Below are 24,331 nucleotides of genomic sequence, written 5' to 3' on the forward strand. Positions count from 1 at the left end.
GTGACCGTCACCGATTCCGCCACGACCCAGGTCGTCACCCCCGACGACATCGACGCCGCCGCCCGCCGGATCGGTGACGTGGTCCGGTGCACCGACCTCCAGGTCAGTGAGCGGCTGAGCGAGCAGACCGGCGCGCACATCCTGCTCAAGCGGGAGGACCAGCAGGACGTCCGCTCGTACAAGATCCGCGGCGCCTACAACCTCATGGCGCAGCTGAACAGTGACGAGCGCAGTGCCGGCGTCGTGACGGCCAGCGCCGGCAACCACGCCCAGGGCGTGGCCTTCGCCTGCCGGGTGCTGGGCATCAACGGGCGGATCTACGTGCCGACCAACACGCCCAAGCAGAAGCGCGACCGGATCCTCGCGCACGGGCGGAACTCGGTCGAACTCGTGGTGACGGGGACGAACTTCGACGCCGCCCAGACCGCCGCGCGAGCTGACGCCGCGCGCACCGGCGCGACGATGGTGCCGCCGTTCGACCACCCCGACACCATGGCGGGACAGGGAACGATCGCCGCCGAGATCCTCGCCCAGCTCGACGAGACGCCCGACGCCGTGGTGGTCCCCGTCGGCGGTGGCGGGCTGGTCGGTGGGCTGGCGACCTACCTCGCCGAATACGCGCCGGACTGCAAGATCATCGCCGTCGAGCCCACCGGGGCCCCGTCTCTGACCCGGGCGCTCGAGGCGGGGGAGCCGGTCACCCTCGACACCGTCGACACCTTCGTGGACGGCGCGTCCGTGGCGCGGCTGGGCGAGTTCCCGTTCGGCGTCATCTCCTCGATGACAGAGCGGATCCAGGTCCTCACCGTGGACGAGGGCGCGGTGTGCACCGAGATGCTGGAGCTGTACCAGAACGAGGGGATCATCGCGGAGCCCGCCGGGGCACTGGCGGTGACCGCGCTGGAGCAGCTCGAGATCGACGAGGGCGCCACCGTCGTGTGCCTGGTCTCCGGTGGCAACAATGACGTCTCGCGGTACAGCGAGATCATCGAACGCTCCCTGGTGCACAAGGGGCTCAAGCATTACTTCCTGGTGAAGTTCCCGCAGGAGCCCGGCCAGCTGCGCCGCTTCCTCGACGAGGTGCTGGGGCCCGAGGACGACATCACGCAGTTCGAGTACCTCAAGCGAAACAACCGCGAGTACGGCGCCGCGCTCGTGGGCATCGAGCTGGGCTCGGCCACCGGCCTCCACTCGCTCCTCGAGCGCATGGACGCCTCCCGCATCGACTGTGAGCGCCTCGAGCCGGGCACCGCCGCGTACGAGTACCTGACCTGACCTGATTTCACGCGCGGGCGGCGTCCACCGTGACGTCGTCTCAGCGCGTCCGCAGCACCGCGAAGCCGAACGCCTGGCAGAACACCGAGTCGTCGTCGGCGACCGCCCCCGAGGCGAACACCGCCTCGCCGGCCAGCGGGACCCGTGACGGCTCGGTGCCCAGGTTCACCACCAGCGCCAGCGACCCGCGGTGGACCACGAGCCAGCGGTTGTCGTCGGCCTCCACGCCGCAGTCCACCCGGACCGAGCCCAGCCACGGGTCGCTGAGCTCCGGCTCGGCCTTCCGTAGGGCGATGAGCGCGCGGTAGGTCCGCAGGATCTCGGCGTGCTCATCGGCCGTCTGCTCCGCGCGGTCGAGCACCGAGCGACGGAACGTCTCCGGATCCTGCGGGTCCGCCACCGTGTCCGGATCCCAGCCCATCGCTGCGAACTCGCGGGTCCGGCCCTGGCGGACCGCCTCGGCCAGCTCGGGCTCGGGATGAGAGGTGAAGAAGCAGAACGGCGTCCGCGCGCCCCACTCCTCGCCTTGGAACAGCATCGGGGTGAAGGGCGAACAGAGGACGATGGCGGCCTTGGCCAGCTGCTGCTGCGGAGTGAGGTTCATCGACGGCCGATCGCCGGCCGCGCGATTGCCCACCTGGTCGTGCGTCAGCGTGTAGGCCACGAAGCGCGACCCCGGCACCCGGCCCACGTCCAGCGGCCGCCCGTGCACACGCCCACGGAACGCCGAGTAGGTCCCGGCGTGCAGGAATGCCCCGGTGAGCACCTGCCGCAGCGACTCGAGCGACCCGAAGTCGGCGTAGTAGCCCTGGCGCTCCCCGGACACGGCGGCGTGGACGGCGTGGTGCACGTCGTCGTCCCACTGCCCGTCCAGCCCGATGCCGCCGCCCTCACGCGCGGTGACCGTCCGCGGATCGTTCTGATCCGACTCCGCCACCAGCGACAACGGCCGTCCGAGATGGGTCGCCAGCGACTCCACCTCCACCGCCAACTGTTCCAGCAGATGCACCGCCGAGGCGTCGTGCAGCGCGTGCACCGCATCCAGCCGCAGCGCGTCCACGTGGAACTCGTCGAACCAGCGCAGCGCGTTGTCGATGATGTACCGCCGCACCTCGCCCGAGTGCTCACCGTCCAGATTGAGCCCGGACCCCCACGGCCCGTCCGCGGCCGACAGGTACGGCCCGAACTCCGGCAGGTAGTTCCCGGACGGGCCCAGGTGGTTGTAGACCACGTCCAGACACACGGCCAACCCGCGAGCGTGGCAGGCGTCGACGAACTGCTGGAACGCGTCCGGCCCTCCGTACGGCTCGTGCACCGCGAACCACGCCACCCCGTCGTAGCCCCAGCCGTACTCGCCGTTGAACGCGTTGAGCGGCATCACCTCGACCATGTCCACGCCCAGCTCGACCAGCTCGTCGAGGTGCTCGATCGCGCTGGTCAGCGTCCCGCCGGCCGAGAACGTGCCCACGTGCATCTCGTAGATCACCGATCCGGCCAGCTGCCGTCCCGTCCACGCCTGGTCCGTCCAGCGGGACTCCTCGAGGCGGTGTACCCGAGACAGCCCGTGGACCCCGTTCGGCTGACGCGGCGACCGCGGGTCGGGCCGCGGCGGGCTGACCTCGTCGTCGTCGCCGGTCACCACGAACCCGTAGTCCCTGCCCTGCTCCCGGGGGGTGCCGGACGTCCACCAGCCGCCCGGGGCGCGTCGCATCGGAACAGGGTCGGAGTCGGGGGAGTCCAGCACCAGCCCCACCGCGCGGGCCTCGGGCGCCCAGACGGAGAACATCTCGTCGCGCGGGGTGGCGGCGGGGACGGTCGTTGCGGGCGCGCTCGTGTCGGTCGGGGTCGCTTGGCTCGGTGAGGTCACACCGCCCAGCGTAGGGAAAACGTGCCGCCGCGGGGAGAGGCGAGCGACCACCGTCGGCCGACCTGTGCCCATCCACGACCAACGGCGATACTGGGGACATGACCGACTCCCCGCCCCGCGTGCTCCGGCTCACCGCCGGACCGGACGTGAGGGGGGAGTACGAGGAGAAACGCTCCAGGTTCGTGGCCGTGCTGAGACGGTGCGACGACGAGGAGGACGCCCGCGCCCTGATCGCCGAACTCCGGGCCGCGCACCCGTCGGCTCGCCACCACTGCAGTGCCTTCATCGTGGACGTTCCCGGGGCCAGCCGAATCGAGCGGTCAAACGACGACGGCGAGCCCTCCGGCACCGCCGGGACACCCATGCTGGACGTGCTGCGGGGAAGTGGCCTGACCGGGGTGTGCGCCGTGGTCGTGCGGTGGTTCGGCGGCACCAAGCTGGGCACCGGCGGGCTGGCGCGGGCCTACTCGGCGGCGGTGTCCGAGGCGGTCGACTCCGCGTGGCGGGACGGTCGTGTCGCGGAGGTCACCAGCACCCCCGGGTGGACGGCCGAGGTCGACCACGCGGTGGCCGGCGGACTTGAGGGCGCGCTGCGCTCCGCCGGGGCCCGGGTGATGGACGTCGACTACGGCCGGCGGGTGCGGTTGACCGTCGCCGGCCAGATCGACGTGCTCGGCCCGATCCTCGCCGCCCGCACCTCGGGCGGGGTCGAATGGGAGTCCGCGGGTGTGGCCACCACCGAGAACGCGGCAGTTCGCCGGGATATGGAATCCTGACTACATGAGCATGCAGCCCTACCAGCCGAATTCGATCGAGCAGCAGAAGCAGCAGGTCCGCAAGGATGCGCGCACGACCGCGATCGCGCTGGGTGTGACGGCTGTGTCGCTGCCCATCGCGCTCTTCGCGAGCTCGTTCTTCACGGTGGTGGCTATCCTGGCCGCGATCGTGGCGATCTACAACGGCAACAAGGTCCGCAAGGCCATCTCCGGCAAGTCCGGGCAGAAGCGCGAGCTGTACTGAGACCAGCCGGGACGGGCCGGCTACTCCGCGGGCGGACTCGACCGCGGGGCGAGCCGGCCGCTCCGGGCTCAGCCGTGGCGGCGAACCACGTCGGTCAGGTCGGCGCGCTCGGCCCTGAACGTGTTGGCCGGGTGGTCGGCGTCGGCGTAACCGAACGAGATCCCGCACACGATGAGCCGGTCCTCGGGGATCTGCAGGTGCTCGCGGACCGCGTCCGAGTAGAGGGCGATCGCGGCCTGGGCGCAGGTGGCCACTCCCAGTGACGTGGCAGCTGCCAGGAACGTCGAGACATAACCACCGCAGTCCACCGCCCCGTACGTGCCCAGGCCCGCGTCCGAGGTGATCACCGCGACGTGCGGGGCGCCGAAGAAGCGGTAGTTCTCCAGCATCTGACGCAGCCGGGCGTCCTTGTCAGACCGCTCGATGCCGAGCGCCGAGTAGAGCCCGAAGCCGCTCGCCCGGCGGCGGTCGCCATACACACCGTCATACCGCTCCGGGGCGGGAAAATCCGAGCGCATGTCGTTGGAGAGCACATGGTCGGTGAGGTGCTTGCCGAACGCGGCCGTCGCCTGCCCCGTCACCAGCTCGACCTGCCATGCCTGCGAGTTGCACCACGATGCGGTGCGCTGGGCCATGCGGAAGATCCGGTCGATCGTCTCCTCCGGGACCGGCTCGGAGGTGAATCCCCGGCAGCTGTAGCGGGCGTCGAGGAGCTGCTCCAGCGTGGCGGCGGCGTCGAGCGTGGCGGCGGCGTCGGTCATGGGTCCTCCAGGTGGGCGGCGGGGCGCGAGGCGCGATGTGATCCCAGTCTCGCACGGGCCCCGGGCGGGCTTGGCAGGGGCGGTAGCCGCCAGCGCTGCCACCGGCGCCTCGCCAGCCCCACCCGCACACGGATCGGTGGATCGCACAAAGGTCGGTGGATTTCAGGCGCCCCTGGCGGCCACAGCTATCCTCGGGCCATGAGTGTTCGGGTGGACGCGTGGACCTGGTCGGTGCGGTTGTTCCCGTCGCGGACCAAGGCGGCGGCCGCCTGCCGCGGTGGGCACATCAAGGTCAACGGCGAGGCGGTGCAGCCGTCGAAGCCCGTCGTTCCCGGCGACCGCGTGCAGGTCACCGGCACACTGGGGCGGGTCCGCATCCTCGAGGTGGTGACGACCATCAACAAGCGGGTCGGTGCGCCGGTGGCCGCGACCTGCTACATCGATCACTCGCCCCCGCCGCCGCCCAAGGAGGTCCTGGACTCCCAGCCGCGGCGGGAGCGGGGAGCCGGGCGGCCCACCAAGCGGGAGCGCCGCGAGACCGACCGACTGCTGGGCCGCGACTGAGGGCCCCGCGACTGAGGCCCCCGTGCCGCCGCGCCGCCGCGCCGCCGCCGCGCCCCCGCAGGTCTGCCGGTCAGTCGCCCTCGCGGACGATCACCACGACCGCCGACTCACTCAGCAGCTCGCCGAGATCGACGCGGCCCGAGAGCGGCGTCCCGGCCGGGCGGACCGCCCAGGTCCCCTGCGGTAGCAGCACCACGGTCCCGGTGAACTCCTCGGCGGGCAGCACCGCGGTACGCCGTTGCGCGATCATGCCGACCGCCGGCCGTCCGTCGACGGACCGGGTGAACGCCACCACGTCCGAGGCGGCCGGTCCCTGCACGGGCAGCGGCACGTACGCCCCGCCGGTCAGGGCCTCCGGATGCGCCCGCCGCAACCGCAGCAGCTCGCGCACCAGCACGAATTTGGGGTGTCCCGCACGGGCGACGGCGCCGGAGCGCAGTGGCCCGTAGTCCACGAACCGGCGGTTGTCCGGGTCGACGAGCGAGTCCTCCCACACCTCCGTGCCCTGGTAGACGTCCGGGATGCCGGGGCCGAGCAACTGCACGGCCTTGGCGACCAGCGAGTTGTCGCGGCCGGCCGGGGCGATGCGCTCGACGAACGGCCCCAGCAGCCCGCCGCCGGAGTCGATCAGCGTGTCGATCCACCGGTGCACACCGGACTCGAAGTCGGCGTCCTGATCGGTCCAGGTGGTGTGCACGGCGGCCTCACGCAGGGCCTTGTCGGCGTAGTCGTGCAGGCGCGACCGCAGGTCGTCTGTGGGCCCGCCCAGCTCGGGCCAGACGCCCACAATCACCTGGAGGAGGAAGTAGCCCGCGTCCTCGGCGGGCGGCGGGAACTCGTCGAACACGCGCGTGACGAGGTCGGCCCACTCCTCGGGGAGCTGCGAGAGCACCGAGATCCGGGCGCGGACGTCCTCTCCGCGCTTGGTGTCGTGGGTGCTCAGCGCCGTCATCGCCAGCGGGGTGGAGCGGGCCCGTTCGGCCATGGCGAGGTGGAACGCCTCGACGGGCATCCCCATCCGGCCGGGCGAGCCGCCGACCTCGTTGAGCGAGACCAGTCGCGCGAGCCGGTAGAACAGCCGGTCCTCCTCGGCCTTGGCGGTGGCGGCGCCGGTGACCTGCGCGAGCCGGGTCGAGGCCTCGCCGCCGCGGGCCAGTGCTGCGGCGACGAGCCCCAGGGCGGGCACCAGTTCGGGCCGGTCGCGGCGCAGTCCCCCCAGGATCGTGGGCAGGGTGCCGCGCAGGACGGGGTAGTCGGCCCGGTAGTACGGCGTGCGCGCGACGACGGAGATCAGCGTCTCCCGGAGGGCGGCCTCGTCGACGTCGTCGCTCGCCGGGCCGTCCAGCCCGACCGCCACCTCGCGACGAACCGCGCGCGCCAACCTCGCGAGCTCGGGCGCCAGGTCCTCCGCCACGATCTGCCGTTTGACCTCGGCGGACTGCGCGTGCACCTGCTCCTCGTCACCGGGGTCGCCGGTGTACCGCCGGGCGAGCTCGGACAGCCGGGCCTCGCCGGAGGCGTCGACGAGCAGCTGATCGATGAACCGCAGGGCGTCGTAGCCGGTGGTGCCGTCGACGGGCATGGCGGGTTCGAGGACCTCGGGTGGGGTCGATTCGGTACCGGGCGCGAGGATCTTCTCGACCAGCAGGACGCGGTCGTCGCCGGCGAGTGCCCGCAGCCGCCGCGCGTACCCGACCGGGTCGGACAGTCCGTCGGGGTGGTCGACGCGGATGGCGTCGACGAGGTCCTCCTCGCACCAGCGCCGCACCTCGGCGTGTGTGGCCTCGAAGACCTCGGGGTCCTCCTGGCGCAGCCCGGCGAGCCCGGTGACGGTGAAGAACCGCCGGTAGCCCAGCAGCGGCTCGCGCCAGTGGACGAGCCGGTAGTGCTGGCGGTCGTGGACCTCGCGGGCGGTGCCGTCCCCGGTGCCGGGGGCCACCGGGAACCGGTGGTCGTAGAAGTGCAGCTCGGCCTCGCCGGAGGGCGAGTCTCCGGGGGCGACGACGACGAGGTCCGCCACATCGTCCGGTGTCCCCAGGACGGGGATCGCGATCCTGCCGTCGGCCCCGTTCGCCTCCTCGGTGTCGAAGTCGAAGAACGAGAAGTGCGGCGAGTCGGGGCCCCGCCTCAGCGCGTCCCACCACCACGGGTTGGCGGCCGGCTCGTCCACACCGAGGTGGTTCGGGACGATGTCCACCACCAGGCCCAGCTCGTGGGCCCGGCACGCCGCGCGAAGGGAGCGCAGTGCGTCGATCCCGCCGAGTTCGGCCGAGACGGTGGTGGGGTCCACGACGTCGTAGCCGTGGGTGGAGCCGGGAGTGGCGGTCATGACGGGCGAGAGGTACACCGCGCCCACGCCGAGGTCGGCCAGGTAGGGCACGAGCTCCTCGGCGTCGGCCAGGGTGAAGCCTCGGCCGTCGGGGTCCGAGGCGGGGGTGCGCAGCTGGAGGCGGTAGGTGCTCGCCAGCGCGGCGCCCCGGCTCGGCCCGGCCCCGGCCCCGGTCCCTGTCTCGTCCTCGGCGGCCATGCTCAGCTGACCTTGCGCAGCACGATCGTGCCGCGGTCGGCCACGGTGATGGTGCCGTCCGAGCTTAACTCGTCCGCGCGCTCCTCGAGATGGTCGGCGGTGTCCAGGACGACCTCCCACTTCTCGGCGTAGTCGGCGCCGAGCAGGGAGAACTCGATGGGCTCGTGGTGGGCGTTGAACAGCATGAGGAACGAATCGTCCACGATCCGCTGACCGCGCACGTCCGGCTCGTGGATCCCCTCACCGTTGAGGTACACGGCCATGGACTTTCCGAACCCGGAGTCCCAGTCCTTACTGGTCATCTCCGAGCCCTCCGGGGTGAACCACCCGATGTCCTGCGGTTCCTCCTCACCCCGCAGCGGGGAGCCGAAGAACCGGCGGCGACGGAACACGGGGTGGTCCTTGCGCAGCTGGACCAGGTTCCGGGTGAAATCCAGGAGGTCCTGCTTCTCCTCGTCCAGGTCCCAGTCCATCCAGGAGATCTCGTTGTCCTGGCAGTAGACGTTATTGTTGCCGCCCTGGGTGCGGGCGATCTCGTCGCCGTGGGCGATCATCGGCGTGCCCTGCGACAGGATCAACGTGGTGAGGAGGTTGCGCCGCTGGCGGTGGCGCAGCTGGACGATCTCGGGGTCGTCGGTGGGGCCCTCGACCCCGCAGTTCCAGGAGCGGTTGTGGCTCTCGCCGTCGTTGCCGTCCTCACCGTTGGCGTCGTTGTGCTTCTCGTTGTAGCTCACCAGGTCGTTGAGCGTGAACCCGTCGTGGGCGGTGACGAAGTTGATCGACGCGTTGGGACGACGACCGGTGTGCTCGTACAGGTCCGAGGACCCTGTCAGGCGCGAGGCGAACTCGCCCAGGGTCGCGGGCTCGCCGCGCCAGAAGTCGCGCACCGTGTCGCGGAACTGGCCGTTCCACTCGGTCCACAGCGGTGGGAAGTTGCCCACCTGGTAGCCGCCCTCGCCGACGTCCCACGGTTCGGCGATGAGCTTGACCTGGCTGACGATGGGGTCCTGCTGGACGAGGTCGAAGAACGAGGACAGCCGGTCGACGTCGTGCAGGCCGCGCGCCAGGGCGGAGGCGAGGTCGAAGCGGAACCCGTCGACGTGCATGTCGAGGATCCAGTAGCGCAGCGAGTCCATGATGAGCTGCAGGGAGTGCGGGTGCCGGACGTTGAGCGTGTTCCCGGTGCCCGTGTAGTCCATGTAGTGCTGCTCGTCGCCCTCGACCAGCCGGTAGTAGGCCTGGTTGTCGATACCGCGGAAGCCGATGGTGGGGCCCATGTGGTTGCCCTCGGCGGTGTGGTTGTAGACCACGTCGAGGATCACCTCGATATCGGCTTCGTGGAACGCCTTGACCATGGCCTTGAACTCGCTGACCGCGTCGCCGGGCCGGTCGGAGAACGCGTACTCGTTGTGGGGCGCCAGGAACCCGAAGCTGTTGTAGCCCCAGTAGTTGCGCAGGCCCATGTCGATGAGTCGTTGATCCTGCATGAACTGGTGCACCGGCATGAGTTCGATGGCGGTGACGCCCAGGTCGGTGAGGTAGTCGATGATCGCCGGGTGGGCCATCCCCGCGTAGGTGCCGCGCATCTCGGCGGGGATGTCCGGGTGCGTCGCGGTCATGCCCTTGACGTGCGCCTCGTAGATCACCGTGTTGTGGTACTCGTGCCCGGGGGCGCGGTCGTTGCCCCAGTCGAAGTACGGGTTGATCACGACGGTGGTCATGGTGTGCCCGAGGGAGTCGTCGGTGTTGCGCTCGTCCGGGTTGTCGAGGTCGTAACTGTGCAAACTCGGGTCCCCGTCGAAGGAGCCGTCGAAGGCCTTGCCGTACGGGTCCATGAGCAGCTTGGACGCGTCACACCGCAGCCCGTCGGAGGGTTCGTACGGACCGTGGACGCGGAACCCGTACCGCTGACCGGGCGTCACGCCGAACAGGTAGCAGTGCCAGATGTGGTAGTCGACCTCGACGAGCTCGATACGCTGTTCGCCGCCGTCGTCGTCGATCAGACAGAGCTCCACGCGCTCGGCGACCTCTGAGAACAGGGAGAAGTTCGTGCCGGTGCCGTCGTAGGTGGCCCCCAGCGGGTAGGGGGTACCGGGCCAGGCTCGGATGAGCTCCGGGGCGGACTGCGTCTCGTCGTCTTGGGTCACCCGACCCAGGGTAGTGCCTGAGGGCCGTCCGGACGTGGCCGTGCAGGCGGAGGCGGGTCGTGGGCTCCGTCGGCCACCCGCAAGCAGGTCACCGCCGGCCGTTCACCGCCAGCTGTTCACCACCAGCCGGTCGCGGGCCCCAGCTGACGCGCCAGCTCCCCGGAGGCGGACCGGACCCACGAACCCGAGAGGTGGTGGGAGTCGTGGTAGACGATCACGTTGCCCACCACGGCGGGGCAGTCCTCGGGGTCGCACAGGCCGTCGGTGAGGTCGAGCAGCCGCACCGAGTCGAGGCCCGCGGCGGCGATCGCGGCGGGGGTGATCGGGGAGATGGAGCGCTCCCGCGGCATGCCGCACTCTTCCGGGGTGCCGCCGGCGCCGAGGCAGTCGCTGGCGCGGATGGGTCCGCGTCCCTGGTTGAGCCACGGGGTGTCGCGGATGGCGATGACGCCGATGCCCTGCTCGCCGAGCGCGCGCCACAGGTCGACGTATTGGCGCGGCGTGACGTCGGGGCCCACGACCCCGACCGGGCGGGTGGCCGTGGTGAACACGAAGTCGGGATCCAGTCCGACGAGGGCGGCGAGTGCCTCCGGGGTCCACTCCGCGCAGCTCTCGTACAGCGGTTCGTCGCCGTCGGAGACCGAGGCGTCGAGCGTGAGGGGGCAGCCCATCTTGAGGACGGTGACCACCCGGAAGCCGTAATGCCGGCCGACCTCGTCGAGGCCGCTGATCCAGTGTTCGGCGTGCGACCCGCCCGTGAGCGCGATGGTGCGGGGGGAGGTGACGTCGCCGTACACGCACATCTCGACCTCCGTCGACTCGAAGGTCGAGATGCAGCCGTCCATGGTGCTGGCGGGGAGGTCATTGCCGACCTGGAGCAGGGAGGGTACGTAGGGGGCGTCGTCGGGTGCGGGGACGCCCTCGAAGAACGCCCGCGCTCCGGGGTGGTCCGGGTCGGTGAGGGAGTCGACGTACGGGACGGACGAACGGGAGCCGGAGGTGGCGCTCCACCAGCTGACGGTCCCCAGGCTGGCGACGACGGCGACGACGACGACGACGCTCGCCCCCACGAATCGCTTCTGCTCACGGGCCGAACGGGCCGGGCCGCCCCGCTGCCGGTCGCGTGCCGCCGCCGCCGGGGTGGTGCGTCCCCGCGCCCGGCTGGCCATGCGGAGCGGGCGCTCGACGTACTTCTCGGTGAGGAGCGCCAGCACGAGCGAGACGACGATGATGGTCAGGCCGGAGACCAGCGTGATCTCGGCTTCGCGGTCGTGGGACAGCCACAGGATGAGCAGCGGCCAGTGCCACAGGTACAGCGAGTAGGAGATGTCGCCGAGCCGCCGGAACACCCGTCCGGACAGGAGCCAGGTGACGGGGTCCTTGGCCGGGGTGGCGCGCTGCCCGACCGGGAGGTTGCCGCCGAGGATGATGAGCAGGGCGCCGCCGATGGGGTACCAGGCGAGCGGGCCGGGGAAGTGGGCGGCGCCGTCGAAGAAGAAGCCGGTGCTCACCACCAGGAAGAGTCCGGCGACGGTGGTGAGCAGCCGCAGGGGCCACGGCAGGACGATTCCGGCCAGCAGGATGGCCACCAGGCCGCCGATGAGCAGTTCCCACATGCGGGCGCCGGTGTCGTAGTAGTTCCACGCCTGATTGTCGGCCTGTCCGAGGACGGCCCACCACACCGAGGCGGCGGTGCCCGCGGCGACGATGCCCACGAGAAGCCATTTCGGAGTGCCCCTGCGGACGATCAGGCGCCAGAGGGCGGTCCCGCCCAGGATCACCGCCAGGGCGACCACATAGAACTGGCCCTGCACGGACATGGACCACAGGTGCTGCAGCGGGGAGATGGTCGCGTCGGCGGCGACGTAGTCGGACGCGGTCAGCGCCAGTTCCCAGTTCTGGTAGTACAGCAGCGAGGCGACGGTCTGCTCGAAGATCGTCGACCATTGGGTGGGCGGCTTGACGAGCACCGTGCCCAGCACGGTGGCGGCGATCGTCACCACCAGCGCCGGGTACAGCCTGCGGACAAGCCGCTTCAGGTGGGGAAGCGGGGAGAGCGGCGTGCCGGGGTCGCCGGCGCCGCGCAGGAGCGAGCCGAGGAAGAAGAAGCCGGACAGGGTGAGGAAGACGTCCACGCCGCCGGAGACGCGGCCCATCCAGATGTGGAAGACCACCACCAGCGCGATCGCGAGGCCACGCAACCCGTCGATGTCGTGTCGGTAGGCCATCTTCCCGCGGCGCCGCCCAGCGGGCGCGGGAGGAGAGATGGTGGCCACTGGCGGGTACTTCCTGACGTGTCGTCCGGTGGGTCGGTGGGGGCCCGGCCCGGCGTCCGGGCACCGTGCCGTACACCGGCGGAGCCGGGTCCGATTACACCACAACGGGTCGGCACCACCGGCGTTGGTACAGTCCGTGCGCATGACCAGCCCGTCGTCGACATCGTCGTCCCCGCCGTCGTCGACCACGGCCCCGCACCGCGGCGGTGCGGCCCGATTCGCGGCGTCGACCCTGCTCGGCGTGGTGGGCCCGTTCGTGGTCGCGCTGCTGCTGTGGATCGTCGCGGCGCCCCGGGCGGAGCTGTTGTCGGTCGGTGACGGCCGGGGTCTCCGGCTACCGGACTCGGGGGTGGACGGTGGCAGCCAGCTGCTCGTGTTCATTGTCCTGTCGGGGTTCGCGACCGTGTGTGCGGTCATGGTCCTGTGGCGGCGTCACCCGCACCTGCGGCGGCCGGATGGCGTCCCGGCGCTCGTGCTGCTGCCGGGTGTGGCCTGCGCGATCGCGGCTGCGGCCGCGACGCCTCTGGCAGACGTGGTCGCGGCGCCCCCGGACGACGTCCCCTACGGCGAGGTGGTCCGGCAGGCTCCGGCGGTCGGGAGTCTGTTCTTCGACCGCATGGTCTTCGGCACGTCCGGCCCGTCATGGGACTGGTTCCCGCCGGGTCTCGACTGGGTGGTGTTCGGGGTGATGATCGCGGCGTTCACGGTGGCGGTGCTGGCGTACCTCGACGACCCCGAGGCACCCGTCAGCCCACCCCCGCCGGCGGCCGCAGCGTAGCGAACTGGTCGGTGATCCGGAGGCGCCGTTCTGCGAACGTGTACAGCGCCGCCGGCCGGCCGCCCGTGGGCCCGGGGGGAGCGCTGCGTCCGCACCGCACGAGCTCACCGCGGCGGGTCAGGACGCGCTGGAGGTTGGTCGGGTCCACCGGGTGGCCGAGGGCGGCGCCGTAGAGCTGCGCGAGGTGCGACAGCGTGAACTCCACGGGCGCCAGGGCGAACCCCAGGGTGGAATACGAGAGCTTGGCGGCGAGGCGGGCGCGGGCGCGGGCGACGATCTCGGCGTGGTCGTAGACGGTGTCGGGGAGATGGTCGACCCGGAACCAGGCGGTGTCGTCGGGGATGGCGGGATCCGCATCGCTGGGCAGGACACCGAGGAATCCGGAGGCGAACACGCGCCGGCCGGGTATGCGGGCGGGGTCCGAGAATTCCGCGACCGATTCCAGGTGGCTGAGCGAGCGCACGTCGACCTTCTCGGCGAGCTGCCGGGTGGCGGAGGCGGGCAGGTCCTCGTCGTCGCGGACCTCACCGCCGGGTAGCGCCCACCGGCCGGCGGCCGGCCCGAGCGAGTGCTGCCACAGCATCACGTGGAGCGCCGGTGCAGTGGAGCCGGGGGTCGGCCGGACCTGGGTCACCACGACGAGCACCTCGTGACCGGTGTTACACTGCATCATGTTTTCGATTGTAAGTCGAAAACGGGGCCGGTGGCGTATCGGCCCGGAGAAACGACCCGGGAGGGGGCAGCGATGAGCACTGCCACAGGACACGGCACGACGGTCGCGCCGCGGCCGGACACCACCGTCGGGCGGCTCGACTCGCCCCTGGCCGCGAGGATCCGCCATGACGGCTCGGTGTACACGGGCGTCGAGCCCGACTCGGAGTGGGCCGCCGAGATCCGCCGCCTCGCCGCCGAGCGCGACGCGGTGATCCTCGCCCACAACTACGAGGTCCCCGCCATCCAGGACATCGCCCACCACGTGGGGGACTCCCTGGCCCTGTCGCGCATCGCCGCGGAGGCCGAGCAGTCGACCATCATCTTCTGCGGCGTCCACTTCATGGCGGAGACCGCCAAGATCCTCTCCCCGGACAAGACCGTCCTCATCCCCGACGAGGCCGCGGGCTGCTCACTGGCCGATTCCATCACCGCCGAGCAGTTGGCCGAGTGGAAGTCCGAGCACCCGGACGCCGTGGTGGTCTCCTACGTCAACACCACCGCCGCGGTGAAGGCCCTCACCGACATCTGCTGCACGAGCTCCAATGCGGTCGAGGTCGTCGAGTCGATCGACCCGGGCCGCGAGGTGCTGTTCCTTCCCGACCAGTTCCTCGGTGCGCACGTCCGGCGCAAGACGGGCCGCGAGAACGTCCTCGTGTGGGCGGGCGAGTGCCACGTCCACGCGGCGATCAACGGTGACCAGCTCACCGCCAAGTCGGAGGCCCACCCGGGTGCCGAGCTGTTCGTCCACCCCGAGTGCGGCTGCGCGACGAGCGCCCTGCACCTGGCCACCGAGGGTGCGGTCCCCGCCGATCAGGTCAAGATCCTGTCCACCGGAGGGATGGTCGACGCCGCCCGCGCCTCGGGGGCCAGCGAGGTCCTCGTGGCGACCGAGATCGGGATGATCCACCAGCTGCGCAAGGCCGCGCCCGAGATCGACTTCCTGCCGGTCAACGACCAGGCCAGCTGCCCCTACATGAAGATGATCACCCCGGCCGCGCTCCTGCGCGCCCTCGTCGAGGGTGCCGACGAGGTGCACGTCGATCCCGCCACGGCCGAGGCCGCGCGCGGGTCCGTCGAGCGGATGATCGCCATCGGCAACCCGGGGTCGGGGGAGTGAGCGGCGCTGCACCCGGGGCCGACGACGACGAGCTCTTCGATCCCGACACCCGTGCGGACGCCCTGATCGCGGTCCGTCGTGCCCTCGAGGAGGACCTGCGATACGGCCCGGATGCCACGTCGCTGGCGACGGTGCCCGCGGACGCCCGTGCCACGGCCCGCCTCGCGACCCGCTCCGACGGCGTGGTGGCCGGGCTGCCGCTGATCGAGATGGTCCTGGCCGAGGTGCTCGGCCGGGCCGAGCCGGGGCGGGCGGATTTCTCGGTGACGCGCCACGCCCGCGACGGAGACCGCGTCTCGGCCGGCGACGTGGTGGCCGAGATCAGCGCCCCGACACTCGGTCTGCTCACCGCCGAGCGGACCCTGCTCAACCTCGTCTGTCACCTGTCGGGGGTGGCGACCGCGACCCGGGCGTGGGCCGACGAGCTCGCCGGCACGGACTGCGCCGTCCGCGACACCCGCAAGACCATGCCCGGCATGCGACTGCTGCAGAAGTACGCGGTGCGCTGCGGCGGCGGGGTCAACCACCGACTGGGCCTCGGCGACGCGGTGCTGGTCAAGGACAACCACGTGGTGGCCGCCGGCGGGGTGCTCCCGGCGTTGGCCGCGGTCCGCGAGCGCTTCCCCGACCTGCCCTGCGAGGTCGAGGTGGACTCCCTGGAGCAGCTCGACCAGATGTTGGACGCGGGCGTGGACCTGGTCCTGCTGGACAACTTCCCCGTCTGGCAGACCCAGATCGCGGTCCAGCGCCGCGACACGGTCTCACCGGCCACCCGGCTGGAGTCCAGCGGCGGGCTGACCCTCGACGCGGCCGCCGACTACGCCCGCTGCGGGGTGGAGTTCCTGGCCGTGGGGGGCCTGACCCACTCCGTCGCGGTGCTCGATCTGGGGCTGGACATGTGAGGTACGCCCCACCGCCGCCTTCGGGCTCGGGCGACGGGCCGCGGTCCGCGTAAAGTCGAGGACCATGACGGGGTTCTGGGACTCAGGCGAGAAGAGCACGGCATCGGAACGACGATTGCAGCGGATGGAGGAAGCCCGCCGCCGCGTGGAGGCCGGGGAGAACTCCTCGCCGCCGCCTCCGCCCGCACCCGCCAGGAGCACCCGGCCGACTCGGTCCGCCCGCGCCGCCAAGGCCCCGACCGTCGATCCGCTCGCGGTGACCGGCGCGCAGTTCGCGGTGTGGCGCAGCGTCCAGCACTTCTGCAGCACCGACTCGACGCCCGACGCCCGCGGCGCGAACCTCGACCTCTTGGTCGCCTGGTCCGACTCGATCCAGCCGTTCCGGCTCCGGCAGCGCATCGTCGCCCGCCTGGACAACGAGGGCGCCTGGCTGCCCGTCTGCTACGCCAAGGACGGCGCCCGCGAGCCCATCACGCAGGCCCAGGCGGAGCGCTACCGGGAGGCCCGGATCGGTGAGACCACCCTGTCCGGCGGGGCCCAGAAGCCGCTCAAGGACACCGACCACCCGGACGAGACGCTCACCCTGTAGTCGTCCCTGTCGCGCCCCGACCCCGCCGGCCGGGGGTCAGCGGTCCCCGAGCGCGAACCGCCGCCCCTCGGGCTGCGGGCCCGTCGCGAGGACGATCTCCTCGGCTCCCGCCTTCGCGGCCGCCGCGTCGGTGGTCTCCTTGGCGGCGGTGACCTCGTCGTCGTCGAAGTCTCTTCCGGTACGTCCCGCAGTGCCATCTCCCGCAGTGCCATCACCCGGCCCGCCTCCGGCAGGGTCCCCCTCGCCGGTGGCGCGGACCATCTCGCCGTCGCCGGGCAGGGGATCGACGGCCACGATCGCCCCCTCGTCCAGCAGGTCGATGATGGCCGTGCGCGCGGCGCGGGCGTAACGCAGGTTCCGCAGGGCCGGGGTGTCGGAGTCGGGCGCGGACGGGTCCACGTCGACCAGCCGCAGCGGCTCGCCCGACGGCGCCTCGTACGCCTCGCAGACGGATTCGACGAGCTCGTCGAGCGCCAGACTGTCCCGCTCGCCGAGCTTGTCCACGATGATCATGCGGGCACGCTCCAGCGCCGGCGCCTCGGGCTCGGTCGCGCTGTCGATGGCGGTTCGGATGGTCTCGAGTGAGGTCATACCCCGAGCCTGCCAGCCCGGGCGACGACGTGCAGCCGGTCAGCAGGGCCGGTGGGCGTCGTGTACCTCCGATACCACCGTCACCACCACGTCCTCGATCTTCCAGCTCAGCTCCGCCAGCCTCCGGCGCACGTCCGCGAGCCGCTCGACGGTGATCTCCCGGCCGCGGGCCGGGACGAGGAACGCCTCGACGTGGAAGACGTGCCCCTCGTCGCGTACCCGCGCGCCGTGGTCATCCGCCCAGTCGACGCCCGCCAGCAGTTCGTCGATCCGGTACACGAGCGGGTGCGGGTCCGTGCCGTCGAACCGGGTGGGTCGCGCATCGGCGAGTCCCTCGATCGCCCCGCGCAGGTTTGACCACCCGTCCCGGACGATCGACGCACTCACCACGAGCGCCGCCACCGCGTCCGCCCACCACAGGCCGAGCGAGATGCCCAGCACACCGACGATGGTGGCCAGTCCGGTCTTCCAGTCGGCGCGGTTCATGTCGGCGTCGGCGTAGAGCACCTTGTCGTGCAGCGCCTCGGCGGGACCGGTCTTCATGCGACCGAGGATGAGCGGCCCGACGACGGACAACGCCATCACCGCGATCATCAGCCACCCGGACCAGATCACCTGCCCGCCGATCACCACGACCCCCATCGGTGGGCGTTCACGGGTCAGCAGAGACGTTCCGGAGTCGACGACGAGGAACGCCCCCATCGCGAGCAACGCCACCCCCGCGACGAGGTGCCCGATCCCGACGGAGCGGTGCATACCGTAGGGGAAGCGGGCGGTCGGCGGCATGCGGGAGACCCGGATCGCCACGAGGAAAGCGATCGGCGGGAGCAGCGACAGCGAGTCCTCGATCCACGCGGCCTTCATCGCCTGCGACTGACCCGACACCGCGTACACCGCGGCGACGGTCACGGTCATCACCGCGAGGGTGGCCCACTCCAGGCGGATCGCCCGGCGCAGCGCTGCCCGTTGCTCGACGGGCAGGTCGTCGCGACCGAGCCCCGAGGCCCCGCCCGCCACCGCGCGTTCGCCCCGGCCCCCGGCCCTCTCGTCACTCACGATGCACCCCCGGCCTCGGCGAGGTAGGTCTCCAACGCCACCAGCAGCGCGTTCTCCCCGAGCGGAGTGGCCATCACCATCTTCTCGGTATCCCCGTCCGGGGTGATCTCCTCGGTGTACGGCCTCGTCAGTGCGACCTCCTTCTCCCACGGCGAGTCGGAGGTCAGCCCACCCACGACCACATCGAGGTCACCGTGGGCCATCGCCATTGCCAGTTCGCTCTCCGCGCCCGGCGTCCACTCGACGTCCGCGGCGTGGGCTTCGGCGAAACCGGTGACGAGGTCGACCTCCCGACCGGCGACGCGGCCGTCGTCGTACACCTCGGTCCACGGTGGGTTCTCCGACACGCCCACCCGGAGCACGCCGTCGGTGATGCGCGCGAGGCTGCCGTCGGTGTCCTTGGGTATGGGTCCGCCGCATGCGGCCGCGAGGGTGGTGACGGCGGAGGTGAGAACAACGGCGACGACGCTGCGGGCGGTCGTCGACACCGGGCTGCGGGACGGACGACGCACGACGAGATGGCTTCGGACCTGCACGATTCCCCCTCCGCGTGGAGCAGTTCAGGACGAGAGTTCCACCAGGACGCCGGGGATCTCGGCCAGCAGTTCGCGGGCGAGGAAGCCGGTCGCACCGATCCGGGCGGACAATCGTTCCCCTGCCCGCCCATGGCTGTGGGTCGCCCACGCGGCGGCCTGGGCGGGTTCGGCGCCCCGGGCGAGCAGCCCGCCGATGAGCCCGGCCTTGACGTCACCCGATCCCGAGATCCCCAGCCCGAACGAACCGGTCTCGTCCCGCCAGAGTCGGCCGTCCGGGGCGGCGATCCACGACGTCGCGGTGCCGGTCACCACCACGGCCCCCGCGCGCTCGGCCAGCGCCACGGCGTGTCCCGGGGTGTCGGCCTCCACGTCGTCCTCCAGCACGTCGAGGGTCCGGGCGAGCTCTTTGGGGTTGGGGCTGAGGACCGCGCGGCCGTCGAGGTGGGCGAGTCCGCCGGGGTTCTCGGTGACGTAGGCCATCCCCAGCGCGTCAAGCACGAGGGTGGTGTCCAGCCGGGGCACGACGTCCGAGAGCAAGTCCACCGCTGCGACCTTCTCGCAGATCCCGGGGCCGAGCACCACGGCGTCACACCGCTCGGCGAGCTCGACGATCGTGTCCGCCCCCGCGGCGGTGAGTTCACCGGCGTCGTCCTCGGGCAGACCGATCGATTTCGACTCGGGGATGTGGATCGCCAGCGACGACGACACCGACCCGGCGGTGGCGATCTGTAGTTTGCCGGCCCCGCACCGCAGCGTCGCCTCGGCGGCCAGCAGCACAGCGCCCGGGGTGGACCTGCTGCCACCGACGACCAGCACCCGCCCGCGGCCCTCCTTTCCACCACCGGGGGAGGGGAGCGCCCAGTCCCGCAGCGCATGGTGCGAGAGGACCGACTCGCTGCTCACCTCGCCGCTCATCTCGCCGCCTCCTCGTTCCCTGAAGGCGACTCCCGCGTGGTGGGCGCATGGCCGCGCTCCACGGCCGTCGTGTCGGCATAGCTATGCAGCTCGAGCCCAGCGCTGCCGGGGTGGTGCCCCACCAATTCGTGCCGCCCCGGGCGGTGCTGCCTCGGTGCGAGCTGCCGCTGGCGATAGATCGTCACCGAGCAGTTGGGCAGCGGGTCCTCGCGGTCGACCCGGAGGACCTCCTCTTCGGCCAACTGCTCCAAGGCAACCCGGAAACACATGATCACGGCCTGGTGGCTGAAGACGCAGACCCGCTCGCCCGCGTACTGCTGCCGGAGGTCCGTCAGCAGGTACCGCACGCGCAGCAACACGTCGGTCCAGCTCTCACCACCCGGCGGGCGGTAGTAGAACTTGCCGATCCGGTCCCGTCGCTCGGCCTCCTCCGGGTACCGCTGCCGGATGCCCCGGCCGGTGAACCCGTCGAGGATCCCCAGGTCGCGCTCCCGAAGTCGCTCGTCGGTGAGCAGCCCGGGGCCACCCGCCCGGCCGCCCGGTGAGATGTCGCCGGCCGCCTCGAGCGCAGCCGTGGCGGTGTCCGCCGCACGGCGATAGGGCGAGGTCAGCCACACCGTCGGCCGGGCGTCCTCGGGCAATCCGCCGAGCCAGGCGCCCACTGCCCGAGCCTGTCCCACTCCCGACTCCGACAGCGGGGTGTCGGCATCACGGTGGTCCAGGTCGAGACGGTGGGCACCGGCGGCACGGGCGTTGTCATTGGCGACGTTGCCCACGCTCTGACCGTGGCGGACCAGGAGGAGTCCGGCGAGTTCCGTCACGGCTCGAGGACCACCTTCACGGCGCCGTCCTCCTTCTTCTGGAACATTTCGTACGCGCGGGGCGCATCGGCCAGCGGGAGCCGGTGGGTGGCGAAGTCGTCGACGCCCAGCGGATCGTCGTCGGTGAGCAGCGGCATGATCTCCGGAACCCAGCGCTTGACGTTGGCTTGGCCCATCTTCAGGGTGATCTGCTTGTCGAACAACGTCAGCATCGGAATGGGATCGGCGGTGCCTCCGTACACGCCCGAGAGCGAGATGGCCCCACCGCGGCGCACGATGTCGATCGCCCCGTAGAATGCCCCGAGGCGGTCCACCCCGGCGTGCTCCATCATCTTCTTGCCGAAGAACTTCGGCATCAGCCCGACGGCGGCGTGCGCAGCGCTGGCGATCGGCGAGCCATGCGCCTCCATCCCCACCGCGTCGATCACGGAATCGGGCCCGCGGCCGTCGGTCATGTCGCGGATCGCATCGCCGATCTCGCCGGGAACGTCGGTCGGATCGAGGACCTCCACCCCCCGGTGGGCCTGACGGGCCCGGCGCTCGGCCACCGGGTCCACGCCGATCACACGGTGACCACGGTGGGCGGCGATCCGCGCGGCCATGTCCCCGATGGGCCCGAGGCCCAGCACGACGACCGTGCCGCCGTCGGGGATCTCGGCGTACTCGACGGCCTGCCACGCGGTGGGAAGGACGTCGGACAGGTAGAGGTAGCGGTCATCGGAGTGCTCGTGCGGCACCTTGATGTGGGTGTTCTGGGCCTGCGGCACGCGCAGGTACTCGGCCTGACCGCCGGAGACGCTGCCGTACAACTCCGAATAGCCGAACAGCGCGGCGCCCGTACCCTGGTCTCGGACCTGGGTGGTCTCACACTGGGTGTTCAGGCCCTTGTCGCACATGTAGCAGTGGCCGCAGGAGATCTGGAAGGGCATCACCACGCGGTCCCCGGGCTTGAGCCCGGTCACCTCGGCGCCGACCTCCTCGACGATTCCCATGGGCTCGTGGCCGAGGATGTCGCCCTCGTTCATGAAAGGACCCAGCACCTCGTACAGGTGTAGATCCGATCCGCAGATGTTGGTGCTCGTGATCTTGACGATCGCGTCGGTGGGCTCCTGGATCTTCGGATCAGGAACGTCCTCGACGCGGACGTCGCGCTTGCCGTGCCAGGTGACTGCCTTCATGTGCGGGGCTCCTCTCTGGTCGTGCCATGCGCGTTCACGCATGCCTCCGACGGTAATAACGGAGGGCGGCGTCCGCATCCGGTAGCGGACGGGCACGGGTCGCCGCGGCCAGAGGTCAGCCCAGTGCGCGTAGGACGTCGGCGCGAGTAGCCAACAGATCGGTGAAAGGCTGGACACCTCGAGCGACCCGACCGAGCTCGTCACTTGCTGACCCGGAGGTCGGCCGGGTCGGGGACGGGGTCAACGAATGAGCAGCGGAATGTGTTGTTCATCAGCGGTGTTGGCCCCGTGGTGGCCGAGCAGGGATGACTCCATCTTCTCGAGCTGTGTACGCGCGAGAATCACTCCTCCGGCGGCGATGCCGATGACGTCGCCCAGACGATCGGCGTGGTCTCGGTCGGGTCCGAAGAGGTGCTCGTCGAGTGCCTGCTCGCGACTGATCACCCGGGCTCGCCCGGCCAACTCTGATCGCCACGTGTCCAGGACATCGGCGGCCGATCCCGGTCGCGCGTAGACGTGTCGCACTCGGGGCTCGCCGGCAACGGTCTCGACGTCGGCGAGCAGCGTCGGCGTCGCGTCTATGTCGACAACGGTTTCAGCAGTGACCATCCCGTGGTCTGCCGTCAAGATGAGCCTGCAGTCGCGGGGCAGGTCAGTGGCGAGGTCAGCGACGCACCTGTCCACTGCGCGCAGGGACTGCAGCCACTCGGGAGACCCTGGCCCGTGGACATGGCCGATGAGATCGAGGTCGCCGAAGTAGGCGTAAGCGAACCGTCGAGCGCGAGATGGCTGACTGAAGGTGTCGAGTATTCCCTGGCGGACTTCGTCAAGGGTGCTCGCCGCCCGATAGTCGCCTCCCGCCCGGAACGCTGCGCGGGTCAGTCCCGACTCGCGAAAATCCTCTCGCATGACGTAGGTGACATCGACCCGGTCAGCGGCAAGCAGCTCTAGAATGCTCGGCTGTTGTTGAACCTGTCGGGGCGGGAAGCGATCCATCGCCGAGGGGCCGCTCGACGATTCGACCGTCCACCGCAATGGATTGAACAACGCTGGCGGACCGCCGGACTCGCCGGAGATCCGGAAGCTGTATCCCACGATGCCGTGTTTGGAACACGGAGCACCCACCGCGAGGCTGGTCAGGCTGGTCGCAGTTGTCGAGGGAAAACCTGCGCAAATCATGCGGCTGGTCATCGCGGCGAGGGTGGGGGCCTCCTCGGCGTGCTGTCGGATGAGCTCCGCACCAAGCCCGTCGATGAGTACGAGTACTGCGTCCCGAGCCGGCGGTAGGTGCAGGGGGTTGCGAAGGTCAAGCCCCAGGGCCGCAGCAACTGACGGCATGACGTCGGCCAGTGAACCGTCAGACGGGTTGGCGGGGATCGCGCTCATCTCCTCACCATCCCCCAAGACCCGCTCGGAGTGGGGGAAATCCGTGCCCCCAGGAGGTTCGGTTCACTCGGTGCGGCCATCGTGGTGTCAGAAGGGTGGTGGGTCGATGAGTTCGTCGAGGCGTTCGTGGAGTAGGGCGCGGATGCCTTTTTCGATGTCGCTGTGGTGGGGTTTGTTGCGGGCCCACCAGCGGCTGGCGCTCTCGGGGGTGGCGCTGGCGGGGGTGGCTTTCTCGGGCGTGGTGTCGGTGGCCGCGCCGGTGCTGGCGCTGGCGGCGTCTGTGCATGTGCCGGTCCCGGTGGCCTTGCCGGTCCTGGCGCCCGTCCCGGTGCCGGGGACGGGTGGGGTGGGGTCAAAGGTGCGGGCGCGTTCGGTGTTGCGGCGTTCGGTGCGGTGGCGGGCCGCGCGGCGCGACCAGAACGTCGGCTCGGCGTCGGCCTTCTCGTCACCGGTGGGCCCGGGGCTGCGGCGTTGCTGCCGGGTCCACGCGTCGGTCTCGGCGCGGGCCTGATCACGCCGGTACTCGGCGAGCGGGCCGGAGGGTCGGGTGAGCATGGTCGAACCGCCCGGGGTGCGCACCAGCAGGGTGCCGTCGGGCTGCAGTTCGTAGATCCAGTCCGAGAAGGTCTTGAACCGGTGATGGCGCCGGCACATCGCGGCCAGGTTGCCCTCGATGGTGTGTCCGCCCCGCTGGGGGTCGGCGTGATCGAACGGCACCACATGATCCAGATCACAGGCCTCGGCCGGGATCGCACAGCCGGGGTGGCGGCAGGTGCCGTCCCGCAGCCGGATCCGGCGGGCCAACTGGGCACCGGGCCGGTAATTCAGGGCGGTGCGGGCGTCATCGGCGGCCCCGATGCGCGGGTCGATGGGTTCGAAGGTGGCTCCGTCGCTGGTGGCGAGCATGTCGAGCAGGGCCTGCAGGGCGGCCTGGCCGGTGCGGGTGAACTCCACTCGGGCGCCGCCGGCGTCGCGGGCGGTGTTGCCGGTGGCGATGACGGTGACCTTCGGCCGCAACGCCACCCCACCGGTCCCGCCGGGGCGGGTGGGGGTGCCGGCTAGGCGGGGATCGCCGCACACCAGGGACATCAGGGCGTCGGCGCGACGCTCGGCGATCGAGTAGTCCTCAACCTCGCCAGAGCCGCCAGCGCCGCCGCCGGGGTTGGCGGTGTCGGCGTCGGTGTTGGCGGCGGCTTGGGCGTCGGCGTACTTGTGGTCTTTCACGCGCTGGTCGAGGGCCTCGGCCAGGACGGCGGCTTCCTCGGTGGCCAGGATCGCCGAGACGCTGGACATGCCGTCGACGCCCTTGTG

At 71.1% G+C, this 24,331-nt stretch carries 22 protein-coding genes; 8 read left to right on the forward strand and 14 right to left on the reverse strand.

The genetic code is table 11. From position 1 onward, the window contains the following. Positions 1-1,275 carry a threonine ammonia-lyase IlvA gene (gene ilvA / locus NR111_RS15060; RefSeq protein ID WP_082923776.1) on the forward strand — a complete coding sequence of 425 codons (1,275 nt, stop codon included), beginning with the start codon at positions 1-3 and terminating at the stop codon, positions 1,273-1,275. A gap of 40 nt (positions 1,276-1,315) precedes the next feature. Here ilvA and treZ read toward each other — a convergent pair whose 3' ends face one another. Continuing rightward, entirely contained in the window at positions 1,316-3,061 is a 1,746-nt protein-coding gene (treZ, locus tag NR111_RS15065; protein ID WP_256821301.1) for a malto-oligosyltrehalose trehalohydrolase, read from the reverse strand. Between the two features lie 179 nt (positions 3,062-3,240). Here treZ and NR111_RS15070 point away from each other — a divergent pair, with 179 nt between their 5' ends. Then, a complete protein-coding gene (locus tag NR111_RS15070) occupies positions 3,241-3,918 on the forward strand; it encodes a YigZ family protein (RefSeq protein ID WP_256821286.1) in 678 nt (225 codons plus the stop codon). A 4-nt stretch (positions 3,919-3,922) separates the two neighbouring features. Further along, positions 3,923-4,162: a hypothetical protein gene (locus tag NR111_RS15075; protein ID WP_256821287.1), complete on the forward strand. Its 240-nt coding sequence runs from the start codon at positions 3,923-3,925 to the stop codon at positions 4,160-4,162. 68 nt (positions 4,163-4,230) lie between these two features. Here the strand turns inward: NR111_RS15075 and NR111_RS15080 are convergent, their stop codons facing one another. Next, a complete protein-coding gene (locus tag NR111_RS15080; RefSeq protein ID WP_256821288.1) occupies positions 4,231-4,923 on the reverse strand; it encodes a nitroreductase in 693 nt (230 codons plus the stop codon). A 198-nt stretch (positions 4,924-5,121) separates the two neighbouring features. Between NR111_RS15080 and NR111_RS15085 the strand changes: the two genes are divergently transcribed. After that, on the forward strand, positions 5,122-5,487 hold the full coding sequence (locus NR111_RS15085; protein ID WP_256821289.1) for an RNA-binding S4 domain-containing protein: 366 nt from the start codon (positions 5,122-5,124) through the stop codon (positions 5,485-5,487). 70 nt (positions 5,488-5,557) lie between these two features. Here NR111_RS15085 and treY read toward each other — a convergent pair whose 3' ends face one another. From treY to NR111_RS15100, 3 genes are all read right to left on the reverse strand, one after another. Then, positions 5,558-8,014 (reverse strand): malto-oligosyltrehalose synthase, encoded by a 2,457-nt coding sequence (gene treY, locus NR111_RS15090; protein WP_256821290.1) that lies wholly within the window; start codon positions 8,012-8,014, stop codon positions 5,558-5,560. A 2-nt stretch (positions 8,015-8,016) separates the two neighbouring features. Next, on the reverse strand, positions 8,017-10,161 hold the full coding sequence (gene glgX, locus NR111_RS15095; RefSeq protein ID WP_067713834.1) for a glycogen debranching protein GlgX: 2,145 nt from the start codon (positions 10,159-10,161) through the stop codon (positions 8,017-8,019). A 116-nt stretch (positions 10,162-10,277) separates the two neighbouring features. After that, entirely contained in the window at positions 10,278-12,437 is a 2,160-nt protein-coding gene (locus NR111_RS15100; RefSeq protein ID WP_256821291.1) for an acyltransferase family protein, read from the reverse strand. 142 nt (positions 12,438-12,579) lie between these two features. Here NR111_RS15100 and NR111_RS15105 point away from each other — a divergent pair, with 142 nt between their 5' ends. Continuing rightward, complete coding sequence (locus tag NR111_RS15105; protein ID WP_069389991.1) at positions 12,580-13,215, forward strand: hypothetical protein; 636 nt, start codon at positions 12,580-12,582, stop codon at positions 13,213-13,215. On the opposite strand, the gene NR111_RS15110 is transcribed toward NR111_RS15105, so the two are convergent. After that, positions 13,184-13,888, reverse strand: coding sequence for an NUDIX domain-containing protein (locus NR111_RS15110; protein ID WP_069389992.1), 705 nt, complete (start codon positions 13,886-13,888; stop codon positions 13,184-13,186). The genes NR111_RS15105 and NR111_RS15110 overlap by 32 nt on opposite strands. Before the next feature lie 72 nt (positions 13,889-13,960). Here NR111_RS15110 and nadA point away from each other — a divergent pair, with 72 nt between their 5' ends. From nadA to NR111_RS15125, 3 genes are all read left to right on the forward strand, one after another. Beyond that, positions 13,961-15,046 carry a quinolinate synthase NadA gene (nadA, locus tag NR111_RS15115; RefSeq protein ID WP_096905622.1) on the forward strand — a complete coding sequence of 362 codons (1,086 nt, stop codon included), beginning with the start codon at positions 13,961-13,963 and terminating at the stop codon, positions 15,044-15,046. Beyond that, positions 15,043-15,948 (forward strand): carboxylating nicotinate-nucleotide diphosphorylase, encoded by a 906-nt coding sequence (nadC, locus tag NR111_RS15120; protein ID WP_374210743.1) that lies wholly within the window; start codon positions 15,043-15,045, stop codon positions 15,946-15,948. Before nadA ends, nadC begins: the two co-directional genes overlap by 4 nt. Positions 15,949-16,012: 64 nt before the next feature. Next, positions 16,013-16,537, forward strand: coding sequence for a hypothetical protein (locus NR111_RS15125; protein WP_163376499.1), 525 nt, complete (start codon positions 16,013-16,015; stop codon positions 16,535-16,537). A 36-nt stretch (positions 16,538-16,573) separates the two neighbouring features. On the opposite strand, the gene NR111_RS15130 is transcribed toward NR111_RS15125, so the two are convergent. The 8 genes from NR111_RS15130 to NR111_RS15165 all read right to left on the reverse strand — a co-directional run. Further along, on the reverse strand, positions 16,574-17,128 hold the full coding sequence (locus tag NR111_RS15130) for a hypothetical protein (RefSeq protein ID WP_256821292.1): 555 nt from the start codon (positions 17,126-17,128) through the stop codon (positions 16,574-16,576). Positions 17,129-17,167: 39 nt separating this feature from the next. Further along, positions 17,168-18,184, reverse strand: coding sequence for a cation diffusion facilitator family transporter (locus NR111_RS15135; RefSeq protein ID WP_256821293.1), 1,017 nt, complete (start codon positions 18,182-18,184; stop codon positions 17,168-17,170). Then, positions 18,181-18,720, reverse strand: a complete 540-nt coding sequence (locus NR111_RS15140; protein WP_256821294.1) for a transporter substrate-binding domain-containing protein — start codon at positions 18,718-18,720, stop codon at positions 18,181-18,183. The genes NR111_RS15135 and NR111_RS15140 overlap by 4 nt, the downstream gene beginning before the upstream one ends. Before the next feature lie 24 nt (positions 18,721-18,744). Then, complete coding sequence (locus NR111_RS15145) at positions 18,745-19,635, reverse strand: NAD(P)H-hydrate dehydratase (RefSeq protein ID WP_256821295.1); 891 nt, start codon at positions 19,633-19,635, stop codon at positions 18,745-18,747. Further along, positions 19,632-20,456, reverse strand: coding sequence for a histidine phosphatase family protein (locus tag NR111_RS15150; protein WP_206474322.1), 825 nt, complete (start codon positions 20,454-20,456; stop codon positions 19,632-19,634). The genes NR111_RS15145 and NR111_RS15150 overlap by 4 nt, the downstream gene beginning before the upstream one ends. Further along, positions 20,453-21,634: a zinc-dependent alcohol dehydrogenase gene (locus tag NR111_RS15155; protein ID WP_256821296.1), complete on the reverse strand. Its 1,182-nt coding sequence runs from the start codon at positions 21,632-21,634 to the stop codon at positions 20,453-20,455. Before NR111_RS15155 ends, NR111_RS15150 begins: the two co-directional genes overlap by 4 nt. A gap of 240 nt (positions 21,635-21,874) precedes the next feature. After that, positions 21,875-23,020: an alkaline phosphatase family protein gene (locus tag NR111_RS15160; protein ID WP_256821297.1), complete on the reverse strand. Its 1,146-nt coding sequence runs from the start codon at positions 23,018-23,020 to the stop codon at positions 21,875-21,877. A gap of 87 nt (positions 23,021-23,107) precedes the next feature. Further along, a partial coding sequence (locus NR111_RS15165) for an HNH endonuclease signature motif containing protein (RefSeq protein ID WP_256821298.1) occupies positions 23,108-24,331 on the reverse strand: 1,224 nt, incomplete at its 5' end.

Origin of the sequence: Dietzia sp. Die43 (genome assembly GCF_024519835.1) — a bacterium.
In the GTDB taxonomy this organism is placed as follows: Bacteria; Actinomycetota; Actinomycetes; order Mycobacteriales; family Mycobacteriaceae; genus Dietzia; species Dietzia kunjamensis.

Coding starts and splice junctions, on each gene's coding strand:
- NR111_RS15070 (WP_256821286.1), top strand. CDS start 3,241: ATGACCGACTCCCCGCCCCGCGTGCTCCGGCTCACCGCCGGACCGGAC.
- NR111_RS15080 (WP_256821288.1), bottom strand. CDS start 4,923: ATGACCGACGCCGCCGCCACGCTCGACGCCGCCGCCACGCTGGAGCAG.
- NR111_RS15110 (WP_069389992.1), bottom strand. CDS start 13,888: ATGATGCAGTGTAACACCGGTCACGAGGTGCTCGTCGTGGTGACCCAG.
- NR111_RS15155 (WP_256821296.1), bottom strand. CDS start 21,634: ATGAAGGCAGTCACCTGGCACGGCAAGCGCGACGTCCGCGTCGAGGAC.
- treZ (WP_256821301.1), bottom strand. CDS start 3,061: ATGTTCTCCGTCTGGGCGCCCGAGGCCCGCGCGGTGGGGCTGGTGCTG.
- NR111_RS15085 (WP_256821289.1), top strand. CDS start 5,122: ATGAGTGTTCGGGTGGACGCGTGGACCTGGTCGGTGCGGTTGTTCCCG.
- treY (WP_256821290.1), bottom strand. CDS start 8,014: ATGGCCGCCGAGGACGAGACAGGGACCGGGGCCGGGGCCGGGCCGAGC.
- nadA (WP_096905622.1), top strand. CDS start 13,961: ATGAGCACTGCCACAGGACACGGCACGACGGTCGCGCCGCGGCCGGAC.
- NR111_RS15160 (WP_256821297.1), bottom strand. CDS start 23,020: ATGAGCGCGATCCCCGCCAACCCGTCTGACGGTTCACTGGCCGACGTC.
- NR111_RS15075 (WP_256821287.1), top strand. CDS start 3,923: ATGAGCATGCAGCCCTACCAGCCGAATTCGATCGAGCAGCAGAAGCAG.
- NR111_RS15105 (WP_069389991.1), top strand. CDS start 12,580: ATGACCAGCCCGTCGTCGACATCGTCGTCCCCGCCGTCGTCGACCACG.
- NR111_RS15125 (WP_163376499.1), top strand. CDS start 16,013: ATGACGGGGTTCTGGGACTCAGGCGAGAAGAGCACGGCATCGGAACGA.
- NR111_RS15145 (WP_256821295.1), bottom strand. CDS start 19,635: ATGAGCGGCGAGGTGAGCAGCGAGTCGGTCCTCTCGCACCATGCGCTG.
- NR111_RS15130 (WP_256821292.1), bottom strand. CDS start 17,128: ATGACCTCACTCGAGACCATCCGAACCGCCATCGACAGCGCGACCGAG.